The sequence below is a fragment of the Enterococcus mundtii genome (assembly GCF_002813755.1).
GTDB lineage: Bacteria > Bacillota > Bacilli > Lactobacillales > Enterococcaceae > Enterococcus_B > Enterococcus_B mundtii.
On record NZ_CP018061.1, the window covers coordinates 1,106,404 to 1,118,667 of the forward strand.

General features: G+C 42.0%; 10 protein-coding genes. All 10 read left to right on the forward strand.

All coding sequences use genetic code 11. The annotated features are described in order from the left end of the window. The 10 genes from purQ to guaC all read left to right on the forward strand — a co-directional run bounded on the left by purQ (position 1) and on the right by guaC (position 12,258). On the forward strand, positions 1-675 hold the full coding sequence (gene purQ, locus EM4838_RS05485) for a phosphoribosylformylglycinamidine synthase subunit PurQ (protein ID WP_019724081.1): 675 nt from the start codon (positions 1-3) through the stop codon (positions 673-675). Further along, on the forward strand, positions 676-2,898 hold the full coding sequence (gene purL, locus EM4838_RS05490; RefSeq protein WP_071867135.1) for a phosphoribosylformylglycinamidine synthase subunit PurL: 2,223 nt from the start codon (positions 676-678) through the stop codon (positions 2,896-2,898). After that, positions 2,883-4,322, forward strand: coding sequence for an amidophosphoribosyltransferase (gene purF, locus EM4838_RS05495; protein WP_071867134.1), 1,440 nt, complete (start codon positions 2,883-2,885; stop codon positions 4,320-4,322). Before purL ends, purF begins: the two co-directional genes overlap by 16 nt. Before the next feature lie 30 nt (positions 4,323-4,352). Beyond that, complete coding sequence (gene purM, locus EM4838_RS05500) at positions 4,353-5,396, forward strand: phosphoribosylformylglycinamidine cyclo-ligase (protein ID WP_071867133.1); 1,044 nt, start codon at positions 4,353-4,355, stop codon at positions 5,394-5,396. Then, complete coding sequence (gene purN / locus EM4838_RS05505) at positions 5,393-5,971, forward strand: phosphoribosylglycinamide formyltransferase (RefSeq protein WP_071867132.1); 579 nt, start codon at positions 5,393-5,395, stop codon at positions 5,969-5,971. The genes purM and purN overlap by 4 nt, the downstream gene beginning before the upstream one ends. After that, entirely contained in the window at positions 5,968-7,500 is a 1,533-nt protein-coding gene (gene purH, locus EM4838_RS05510) for a bifunctional phosphoribosylaminoimidazolecarboxamide formyltransferase/IMP cyclohydrolase (RefSeq protein WP_071867131.1), read from the forward strand. Before purN ends, purH begins: the two co-directional genes overlap by 4 nt. 15 nt (positions 7,501-7,515) lie before the next feature. Beyond that, positions 7,516-8,781 carry a phosphoribosylamine--glycine ligase gene (gene purD, locus EM4838_RS05515; RefSeq protein ID WP_071867130.1) on the forward strand — a complete coding sequence of 422 codons (1,266 nt, stop codon included), beginning with the start codon at positions 7,516-7,518 and terminating at the stop codon, positions 8,779-8,781. A gap of 118 nt (positions 8,782-8,899) precedes the next feature. After that, positions 8,900-9,814, forward strand: coding sequence for an aldo/keto reductase (locus tag EM4838_RS05520; protein WP_071867129.1), 915 nt, complete (start codon positions 8,900-8,902; stop codon positions 9,812-9,814). Between the two features lie 105 nt (positions 9,815-9,919). Beyond that, on the forward strand, positions 9,920-11,041 hold the full coding sequence (locus EM4838_RS05525) for a hypothetical protein (RefSeq protein WP_071867128.1): 1,122 nt from the start codon (positions 9,920-9,922) through the stop codon (positions 11,039-11,041). Between the two features lie 239 nt (positions 11,042-11,280). Then, on the forward strand, positions 11,281-12,258 hold the full coding sequence (gene guaC / locus EM4838_RS05530; protein WP_071867127.1) for a GMP reductase: 978 nt from the start codon (positions 11,281-11,283) through the stop codon (positions 12,256-12,258). Positions 12,259-12,264: the final 6 nt, after the last annotated feature.

Genomic DNA, 12,264 nt, shown 5'->3' on the forward strand with positions numbered 1-12,264 from the left:
ATGAAATTTGCCGTGATTGTTTTTCCTGGATCGAATTGTGATGCGGACTTGCTTTGGGCGATCCGTGATGTAATGGGCGCAGAAGCAGACTATGTTCGTTATGACGAATCTTCTCTTGAAGGGTATGACGGAGTATTGATCCCTGGCGGCTTTTCTTACGGGGATTACTTACGTTGTGGGGCGATTGCTCGTTTTTCAACAATCATGGATGAAGTGATTCGTTTTGCGGAAGAAGGAAAACCTGTTTTTGGTACATGTAATGGATTCCAAGTGTTGACGGAGGCTGGATTGTTACCAGGCGTATTAAGAAGAAATGATTCACTGCGTTTCATCTGTAAGTCAGCGTCATTGAAAGTCAACAATCAAACATCTTTTACTTCAGAGTACGACAAAAATGAGGTGATCCAGTTGCCGGTGGCCCATGGAGAAGGCAATTATTTTTGTGACGAAGAGACGCTTCAAGAACTGATCGACAACAACCAAATCGTGTTTACCTACGAGGGAGAAAATATCAACGGCAGTGTGGCCAACATTGCAGGGATTACAAACAAAGCAGGAAATGTGTTAGGGATGATGCCCCACCCAGAACGAGCAATGGAAGCATTACTTGGCTCAGAAGATGGCAAACGTTTCTTCGCTTCGCTATTGAAGAATTTCGGAAAGGTGACTGCATAAATGAAAACAATGATGGAGCCAACTGCATTAGAAATCAAAGAACAAAAGATTTATACGCAATGGGGACTAACGGATGAAGAATACCGGATGATCGAAGAAGACATCTTAGGTAGGATGCCTAATTATACGGAGACCGGTTTGTTCTCAGTCATGTGGAGTGAACACTGTTCTTACAAAAATTCCAAGCCGATCTTGAGAAAATTCCCAACAAGTGGGCCGAATGTCTTACAAGGGCCTGGTGAAGGTGCGGGCATCGTTGATATTGGAGACGGACAAGCAGTGGTTTTTAAAGCAGAAAGCCACAATCATCCTTCGGCAGTCGAACCTTATGAAGGCGCAGCAACAGGTGTTGGGGGTATTATTCGTGATATTTTCAGTATGGGTGCACGTCCGATTGCTCTACTTGATTCACTGCGTTTTGGTGAATTAGATAATCCTCGTACAAAATACCTTTTAGAAGAAGTTGTTGCTGGTATCGGAGGGTATGGTAATTGTATCGGCGTACCAACGGTTGGTGGTGAGATCGCCTTTGATCCTTGTTATGAAGGAAATCCATTGGTCAATGCGATGTGTGTCGGGTTGATCGACCATAAAGATATCCAAAAAGGACAAGCATCAGGTGTGGGCAATTCGATCATGTATGTGGGTGCTAAGACAGGTCGAGATGGTATCCACGGTGCGACATTTGCCTCCGAAGAATTTAGTCAAGAAGAAGAACAACAACGTTCAGCAGTCCAAGTTGGCGATCCTTTTATGGAAAAATTATTGTTAGAAGCTTGTTTGGAATTGATTTTTGACCACTCAGACATTCTTGTCGGTATCCAAGATATGGGTGCGGCAGGACTTGTTTCATCTAGTTCAGAAATGGCTTCAAAAGCAGGCTCTGGTTTGGTATTGACCTTGGACGATGTACCTCAGCGTGAATCACAGATGACCCCTTATGAAATGATGTTGTCTGAATCACAAGAACGGATGTTGATCTGTGTGAAGGCAGGATCAGAAGCGCGCGTCCAAGAACTATTCCAAAAATACGATTTAGATGCGGTGACGATCGGAAAAGTAACAGATGATGGTCAGTACCGTTTGTATCATCATGGAAAAGAAGTAGCTAATCTTCCGGTAGATGCCTTAGCAGAAGATGCGCCTGTCTACCAGAAAGAAATGGTTGAACCAGAACGGATGGCAAAATTCCGTGAATTAGGGCAATATCAACCAGTGATCGATGACCCAAATAACGTGTTGCTAGATTTATTGCAACAACCAACGATTGCTTCAAAACGTTCGATCTATGAAACTTACGATTCTCGTGTCCAAACGAATACAGTCGTTGCTCCGGGTAGTGATGCCGCAGTCTTACGTATTCGTGGCACGAAAAAAGCGTTAGCGATGACGACGGATTGTAATGCTCGTTATATTTATCTAGATCCAGAAATTGGTGGTCAGATCGCTGTTGCGGAAGCAGCAAGAAATATCGTCGCGAGTGGTGGACAACCGTTAGCGATCACGGATTGTTTGAACTATGGTTCTCCAGATAAACCAGAAGTATTCTGGGAATTAGCGTACTCAGCTGATGGGATTGCCAAAGCATGTGAAATGTTGGAAACACCCGTGATCTCAGGAAATGTTTCTTTATATAACGAGACAGATGGCCAAGCGATCTATCCAACGCCGATGATCGGTATGGTCGGATTGATCGAAGCGCACGAACATATCACTACCCAAGAGTTCAAACAAGCGGGAGATTTGATCTATGTGATCGGCCAGACGTTTGCAGACTTTAACGGCAGTGAATTACAAAAGATGCAGCTTGGCAGGATCGAAGGAATGGTGGAGCATTTTGATCTAACCACCGAAAAAGAAAACCAAACCTTGGTGTTAGAAGCAATCAAAGCTGGACTGATCCAAAGTGCGCATGACTGTGCAGAAGGTGGGTTAGCGGTAGCTATCGCTGAATCAGCGTTTACAAATGGATTTGGGGTATCAACGACAATTGATCTGCCAGTTGCTCATCTGTTTTCTGAAACACAATCACGTTTTGTCGTATCAGTAACAAGAGAAAACAAACAAGCATTTGAAAAACTAGCTGGTGATCGTGTGACATTTCTTGGTCACGTGACGGAAGAAAAACAATTAGTGGTACAAGCAAATGATGGAAGAGTTGACTTGGCAGTCGCTTCGGCGAAACAGTCTTGGGAGGAAGCGATCGAATGTCTTATGAAGTAAGAAGCATCAATGAAGAATGTGGAGTGTTCGGTGTTTGGGGACATCCTCAAGCTGCCAATGTCACTTACTTTGGTTTGCATAGTTTGCAGCATCGTGGGCAAGAAGGCGCTGGCATCGTATCGAATGATGATGGGAAATTATATGGTCACCGTGATCTTGGGCTTCTTTCGGAGGTATTCAAAGATCCAAGAAAACTAGCAGCTTTATCTGGACAAGCAGCGATCGGTCACGTTCGCTATGCTACTGCGGGCAATGGCAGTGTAGATAATATCCAACCTTTTTTATTCAAATTTTACGATCAATCGATTGGGTTGGCTCATAACGGCAATCTGACGAATGCTCGCTCTTTGCGGACGTCTTTAGAAAAAGATGGTGCTATCTTTCATTCAAATTCAGATACAGAGATCTTGATGCATTTGATCCGTCGTAGTAACGAAGAAACATTTTTAGACAGATTAAAGGAAGCCTTAGCTGAGGTAAAAGGCGGGTTTGCCTACTTATTACTGACAGAAGACGCCATGGTTGCGGCACTGGACCCTAATGGTTTTCGCCCATTAGCCATTGGTCAAATGAAAAATGGCGCATATGTCATTACTTCTGAAACCTGTGCGCTGGAAGGAATCGGTGCGCGCTTCGTACGTGATGTCTTGCCAGGAGAAATCGTCATCATCAATGATGATGGCTATACGATCGAACAATACACGACAGATACTCAACTGGCGATTTGTTCGATGGAATATATTTACTTTGCACGTCCGGATTCTGATATTGCAGGGATCAATGTGCATACAGCACGCAAAAATATGGGGAGACGTTTAGCGGCTGAAGCGCCGATCGAAGCAGATATGGTAGTTGGTGTGCCGAATTCTTCGTTGTCAGCAGCCAGTGGGTATGCGGAAGCAAGTGGAATCCCTTATGAGATCGGCTTGGTGAAAAATCAATACGTGGCGCGTACGTTCATTCAACCAACGCCAGAATTAAGAGAACAAGGTGTGCGAATGAAACTTTCAGCGGTTCGAGGAGTTGTTGAAGGAAAAAAAATCATTATGGTCGATGATTCGATCGTTCGCGGCACTACAAGCCGAAGAATCGTCAATCTATTAAAAGAAGCCGGAGCAAAGGAAGTCCATGTACGAATTGCATCTCCACCATTGAAATATCCATGTTTTTATGGGATCGACATCCAAACGAGGAAAGAACTGATCGCAGCGAATCATTCAATCGAAGAAATCAGAGAATGTATCGGTGCAGATTCGTTGGATTTCTTGAGTGAAGAAGGTTTGATTGGAGCAATCGGCCTACAAAAAGATGCCCCTTATTCAGGGTTATGTATGGCTTATTTCAACGGCGATTATCCGACACCGCTATATGACTACGAAGAAAAATACCAAGAATCTTTAAAAGAAAAAGTATCATTTTTTTAAACGGAGCAAATGAAAGGAGCAAGTAATCAAATGAGTAATGCTTATGCAAAAGCGGGTGTGGACGTAGAAGCGGGTTATGAAGTCGTGGATCGCATCAAAAAACATGTGAAGAAAACAGAAAGAATCGGTGTGATGGGGGCATTAGGAGGATTTGGTGGTTGCTTTGACCTTAGTGGATTCCAATTAAAAGAACCTGTCTTAGTTTCCGGAACAGACGGTGTAGGTACTAAGTTAGCTGTAGCTATCGCCGCAGATCGCCATGAAACGATCGGTATCGATTGTGTCGCGATGTGTGTCAATGATATTTTGGCACAAGGGGCAGAACCTTTATACTTTTTAGATTATTTGGCAACAGGTAAAAATGATCCGGAACGTTTAGAAAAAGTCGTAGCAGGCGTTGCCGCTGGCTGTGTTTCAGCAAACATGGCATTGATCGGTGGCGAAACAGCAGAAATGCCAGGCATGTATCAAGGGGACGATTATGATCTGGCAGGCTTTGCGGTAGGGATCGCGGAAAAAGCGCAATTGATTACTGGTCAATCGATCACAACAGGTGATATCTTGCTAGGTTTGCCTTCTAGTGGCATCCATTCCAATGGGTACTCTTTGGTTCGTAAAATCTTTTTTGACCAGCATGGTTTTTCATTAGAAGAAACGATCGAAGGGTTGGATTCCTCTTTGGCAGATGTGTTGCTTGAACCAACCAAAATCTATGTTTCGACTTTACTGCCATTAGTCAAAGAAGAGAAGATCAAAGGTGCCGCACATATTACAGGTGGTGGATTTATTGAGAATATTCCACGGATGTTGCCAGAAAACGTTGCTGCCAGTATCGATCTAGGCACTTGGCCAGTTTTACCGGTCTTCGATTGTTTACAAAAGTATGGTGAGATCCCTGCACATGAAATGTATGAGATCTTTAACATGGGCATTGGAATGGTCATTGCAGTTGCTCCTGAAAAAGCCAGTGAAATCATTGATCAAATCCGCAAATCTGGCGAAGAAGTCTATCAAATCGGGCAAGTCGTACCTTTTGAGGAGCAAAAAGTCGTGATCGCAGAGGGGAAAAAATGAAGATTGCCGTCTTTGCTTCAGGAAATGGCAGTAACTTTCAAGCGCTGGTCGATTATTTTAAAAAAAACCGACTTTCTGCGACAATCGAGTGGTTGTTTTGTGATCAGCCACATGCCTATGTTTTACAACGGGCAAAAAAAGCGCAAGTTCCGAGCACATGTTTTTCACCGAAAGAGTTTGCATCCAAAACGGAGTACGAACAAGCGATCCTTGAAGAATTAGCAAACCGAGAGATTGATTTGATCGTATTGGCTGGCTATATGCGAATCGTTGGTGAAGGCTTATTGTCTATTTACGAAAATAAAATGATCAATATCCACCCTTCGTTATTACCAAATTTTCCAGGTCTTCATGGGATTCGCGATGCTTTTGAAGCAGGCGTGGAAGAAACAGGTGTGACTGTCCATTATATCGATCGTGGTGTGGATACTGGACCGATCATTCGTCAGGAAAAAGTAGTAATCGAAAAAGAAGATACATTAGCTACATTGGAACAAAAAATCCATCAAATCGAACATCAGATCTTTCCAGAAGTAATCGCAAAAATAGTAAATATGGGAGATGTAAACAAATGACAAGAGCGTTAATAAGTGTTTCAGATAAGACTGGGGTCATTGACTTTGCAAAAGGACTACGTGCTGCCGGTATAGAGATCATTTCCACAGGTGGAACTAAAACAGCTTTGGAAGAAGCAGGAATCGAAACTATTTCTATCGATGAAGTGACTGGTTTTCCTGAGATGATGGATGGCCGAGTAAAAACTTTACATCCAAAAATCCACGGAGGATTATTAGGGCGTCGAGATAGTGAAAGCCATATGGAGGCAATGGAAAAAGAAGCCATCCAACCAATCGATATTGTCTGTGTCAACCTTTATCCATTCAAGGAAACGATCTTAAAACCAGAAACGACCGAAGCAGATGCGATCGAAAATATTGATATCGGTGGACCGAGCATGTTGCGAAGTGCTGCAAAAAATCATGCTTTCGTAACAGCCATCGTTGATCCCGTTGATTATGCGATCGTTTTAGCAGAAATCCAGCAAGAAGGTTACACGACTCTTGCGACGCGCAGAAAACTAGCAGCAAAAGTTTTCCGTCATACGGCGGCTTATGATGCCTTGATCGGACAATATCTCACAGAGGCAGTGGGTGAGAAAGAACCTGAGAATCTAACACTTACCTACACGCGTAAACAAGACCTTCGTTATGGTGAGAATAGCCATCAAGAAGCAGCGTTTTATCAGGCGGCGTTACCAATGAGCTACTCGATTGCAAGTGCAGTACAATTGCACGGTAAGGAACTTTCTTTCAATAATATTCGTGATGCGGATGCTGCGTTACGTATCATGAGAGAGTTCACGGAACCAACGGTCGTTGCGCTAAAACATATGAATCCATGTGGTATCGGAAGTGGCGAGACGATTTTCTCTGCGTGGGAAGCAGCTTATGCTGCTGATCCGGTATCGATCTTTGGCGGTATTATCGTATTGAATCGGGAAGTCGATTTGGTTAGTGCACAAGCAATGACCCAATTATTTTTAGAAATCATTATCGCTCCTAGTTACAGTGAAGAGGCGCTAGCTGTACTGAAAACAAAGAAAAATCTCCGTCTGTTGCAAGTCGATTTCTCAAATGTGGAGGGAAATGCTAACGAAATGGTCTCTGTCTTAGGAGGTTTACTGATCCAACAAGATGATCGTGCAATGGAAGAACCCGAAAGTTGGACTGTAGTCACCGATCGTCAACCCACAAAAGAAGAGCAAGCAGCGATGGCTTTTGCTTGGAAAGCAGTCAAACATGTGAAATCAAATGCGATCGTCGTTGCAAATCAACAGCAAACCCTCGGTATTGGTGCCGGTCAAATGAATCGTGTGGGTTCGGTCAAGCTTGCAATCGAACAAGCTGGTGCTAAAGCCGGAACAGCTGCGCTTGCAAGTGATGCTTACTTCCCGATGGATGACTCTGTCGAATACGCTGCGAATCATGGTATCAAAGCAATCATCCAACCAGGAGGAAGTATCAAAGATCAAGCCTCAATCGATATGGCAAATAAGCATGGTATCACAATGGTATTTACCGGCGTGCGTCATTTTAGACATTAAGAAGGAGCGAATAAAATGAAATGTTTAGTGATTGGCTCGGGCGGACGAGAACATGCAATCAGTAAAAAACTTGCAGCTAGTCCGTTAGTCGAAGCGGTGTATTGCGCACCTGGAAATGCAGGGATGAAAAAAGATGGGATTCGTTTGGTAAATCTTGCTGAAACAGAACATGAAGGATTGATCGAGTTTGTTCGATCTGAAGGAATCGCCTGGACATTTGTAGGTCCAGAGATCCCTCTACTCAATGGGATCGTTGATGATTTTCAAGCGGAAGGATTAGCGATTTTTGGTCCAACTAAAGCAGCTGCCTTGATTGAAGGTTCAAAAAGCTTTGCCAAAGAGTTAATGGCACGTCAAGGTATTCCTACGGCAGAGTCACAAACGTTTAGCCGTTTTGCTGAAGCAAGAAAATATATTGAAGCGAAAGGCGCACCGATCGTTATCAAAGCAGACGGATTAGCTGCTGGTAAAGGGGTCGTTGTGGCAGAAACCCTCGAAGCCGCTGTCGAAGCCGCTTCAGAGATGCTAGAACATAATCGATTTGGTGCTAGTGGGCAACAAATCGTTGTGGAAGAGTTCTTGTCTGGTGAAGAGTTCTCTTTACTTGCTTTTGTCCGAGATACAGAAGTTTATCCCATGGTGATCTCGCAAGATCACAAACGAGCGTATAATGGTGATAGAGGTCCAAATACCGGTGGAATGGGTGCCTATACACCTGTACCACAAATCCCTCAAACCATGGTTGATCAAGCTGTCGAAGAGGTGCTGAAACCCGCAGTGCGAGGAATGAAGGAACTAGGACGTCCGTTTACTGGTATTTTATATGCAGGGTTAATTGCCACAGCAGAAGGACCAAAAGTAATCGAGTTCAATGCTCGGTTTGGTGACCCTGAAACGCAAGTCGTCTTGCCACGACTCAAAAGTGATCTAGCAGAAATCATTGACCGTCTATTATCAGGAAAGGCAGTCGAGTTATCATGGGAGTCAGAAGGGTTTTGCTTAGGGGTAGTCGTTGCTGCGGAAGGTTATCCAGAAAACTACCAAAAAGGCGCCTTACTTCCAGATTTTTCAACTGATCCAGATGTGTCCATCTATTATGCCGGAGTAGAGGAACGAGCAGAAGAATTGGTAGGTGCAGGAGGACGGATCTATTTGGTGGAGGCTAGTGGTCAGACAATCGAGGAAGCGCAAGAAAAAATATACTCGGTTTTAAAAGTCAAGAATACTGATCATACATTCTATCGGACGGATGTCGGCTCAAAAGCCTTGGTACAAAAGTAAAATCTAAATAAAGAAATAAAACTATTTTTTGCTGAATAGGAAAAATAGTTTTATTTTTTTTGAAGCCTTTTCATGGTGATTATGGTAAAATCGAGTTGGTAAGAAAGGATGAGATTTGATGAAAAAGATTCGTTTAGGGACTTCTGACCAGCTCGTATCCTCCGTCATTTTAGGTTGTATGCGGTTGAATGGTTCTGAGCAACCTGAAAAAGTGATTGAAACAGCTTTTGAAAATGGCATCAACTTTTTTGACCATGCGGATATTTACGGTGGTGGGGACTGTGAAACAATTTTTGCTCAAGCGTTAGCAAAAACTTCGCTAAAACGTGATGAATTATTTATCCAAACGAAATGCGGGATCGTACCAGGAAAGATGTTTGATTTCTCAAAAAAACACATCATTCAATCGGTTGAAGATAGCTTGCGTCGATTAGATATGGAATACGTTGATGCCTTGTTACTTCATCGTCCAGACACGCTCGTTGAACCCGAAGAAGTGGCGGAAGCGTTTGATGAGTTGGAACAATCTGGCAAGGTTCGTTTCTTTGGTGTGAGCAATCAAAAGCCAATGCAGATCGAGTTATTGAAAAAATATGTGAAACAGCCGTTACTGGCAAATCAATTACAGTTTGGTCTGAAACATTCCGAAATGATCGATCAGGGAATCCATGTGAACATGACGGATCAAGCAAGTATTGACCATGATGGCAGTATCCTAGATTATTCTCGTTTGCATGAGATGACAATCCAAGCGTGGTCGCCTTATCAATATGGCTTCTTTGAAGGTGTATTCATTGGAAATGAAAAATTCCCAGAATTGAATCAGTCGTTAAACGAACTGGCAGAAAAATATCAGACGACACCAACAGGGTTAGCGTCGGCGTGGATCTTACGTCATCCTGCAAATATGCAGGTGATCGCTGGAACGATGAATCTGACAAGGATTGAAGAAATCGCGAAAGCATCGATGATCGATATGACCCGAGAAGATTGGTATGCATTGTATCGTGCTGCAGGCAATATTTTGCCATAAAATAAAAGATATCGTTAGCCGACTCTCTGTTTTTTATGAGAAAGAGAGTCGGTTTTTACAAAAATAGAAAAACGATGAACAGTATCGAAGAAAAGAGGAGAATCAATGGATAAACAGTTAAGGAAACTATTGCAAGATGAGAGAAAATACTTATACGCCGATTTTAGTACATTACATAAAACACAACAAAAACTATATAATGAGATCACCAAAGAACAAAATAACTTATTGAATAAATTTCCTGAAAATGAAACACAAGCAAAAAAACTTATCGACCCAATCAATTCTTATGAAAATAAGATCGAAATGTGGGTAGCCAACGCCATGCGGATGGAAAAAATGGAGAAACATATCCAATCTATCCGATTAAAATTACATGCGGGCTTTCATCAACCAAGCAAGGCTTTCGAAAGAATGGGTTATCAGGAAAATTCGGCTAGAATCATGCTTGAAAAACGTAGTGAACAGTTTTATCCCAAGGTGTTTCAACAATTGATTTCAAATATCACTTCCTTCCTTGGTCAGGATGTAACTTTCGCCCGTGGTGAAGCAAAAATTCCACAATCGGTTGATCTAAACCTAAGTAAAAAAACGCTACAAACACGTAAAGATCGTTTATCAGCTGAATTTAAAGTACTACATAAAGAATCAAATGAATGGAAAAATGATTTAAAAACCTTAACGAAACAAGTGTTACAGCATCGTAAAGATTTAGAAAATCCTGATCTTCGCATGGATTTTAAAAGAGGTTTGGAATCGCATCACTCTATTGAACATATTGCAGGCCCTGTCATCAATTCGATCGAATCGCTCCATTCAAGTATGTTGAATTACGCAGAAAGTTTGATCCATTTAAATAAAAAAGAGGGAGAACTTTTTGAAACCAGAGCGCAAATCAACGGGAAAGAGCAGTATGTCAATGGGAGTCATACGCTGAAAAGCTTGAATTACCAGCGTGGTCAGGCACTAACTGATCTAAAAGCAATAAGCAAAGAATATTATACTCCTAAAGTGCTGTCAGCGATCGATTATGTACGTGGTCTAGGTGCAGGAGTACTAAGAACAGTTGATGTAGATAAGCATGTACAGACGGACAGAAAACTCCAACAAGTATCTCAGCTAAAAGCACAAGGCTCTTTCGCCGACCGTGCGAATCGTGCGAAAAAAATGGCGGGAGATTTCCAACAAAATCGCCCAACAACAAGCAACCACGAAAAAAGTCGTTAGGAATCATTGTGATTTCACAAACAAATAAGTAAAGTAAAATCAAAAAAAGCGAACATTTTTTTAACGTTCGCTTTTTTTGTACGAAAACTTAATTAAAGGTAAAGTGAAACTTTTTTATAACAAAAAAGCTTGATTTTTTATTGAAATTACGTTAAATTACTTGAGGTGCTAAAAATAAGCACGTAAAAAGCAGATAATGTTCGTGTTTTTTACGAATATGAAATCGAGAGGACGATATGATGAAAGTATTTGATTACGAAGATATTCAACTGATTCCTAATAAATGTATCGTAAACAGCCGTTCAGAATGTGATACAACTGTGACTTTAGGTTCACATACCTTTAAAATGCCGGTTGTACCAGCAAATATGCAAACGATCATTGATGAAACGATTGCGGAATTTTTAGCTGAAAATGGTTATTTCTATATCATGCATCGTTTTGAAGAAGAAGCACGAATCCCATTTATCGAAAAAATGAAAGCAAGAAATTTAATTTCTTCTATTAGTGTAGGCGTGAAAAAAGACGAGTATGCTTTTGTAGAAGAATTAGCAGAAAAATCGCTTGTACCAGATTATATTACAATTGATATTGCCCATGGACATTCAAATGCTGTGATCGCGATGATCCAACACATTAAGAAGCACTTACCAGATACGTTTGTCATTGCAGGGAACGTCGGCACGCCAGAAGCCGTTCGAGAATTAGAAAACGCTGGAGCAGATGCAACGAAAGTCGGCATTGGCCCAGGAAAAGTATGTATCACAAAAATCAAAACTGGTTTTGGTACTGGTGGTTGGCAATTAGCGGCACTAAGATGGTGCGCAAAAGCTGCCCGCAAACCTATCATTGCGGACGGTGGCATCCGTACACCTGGAGATGTCGCGAAATCAGTACGTTTTGGTGCGACGATGGTGATGATCGGTTCATTGTTTGCAGGACACGAAGAATCACCAGGAGAAACAAAAGTTGAGAACGGTGTCGTTTACAAAGAATATTTTGGATCAGCTTCTGAATTCCAAAAAGGCGAAAAGAAAAATGTTGAAGGTAAGAAAATTTGGATTCAACACAAAGGATCTTTAAAAGATACGTTAGTTGAAATGCAACAAGATTTACAATCTTCGATTTCTTATGCCGGTGGTCGTGATTTAGAATCGATTCGTAAAGTCGATTATGTCGTCGTTAAAAACTCGATTTTCAATGGAGATACGATTTAATTCGAA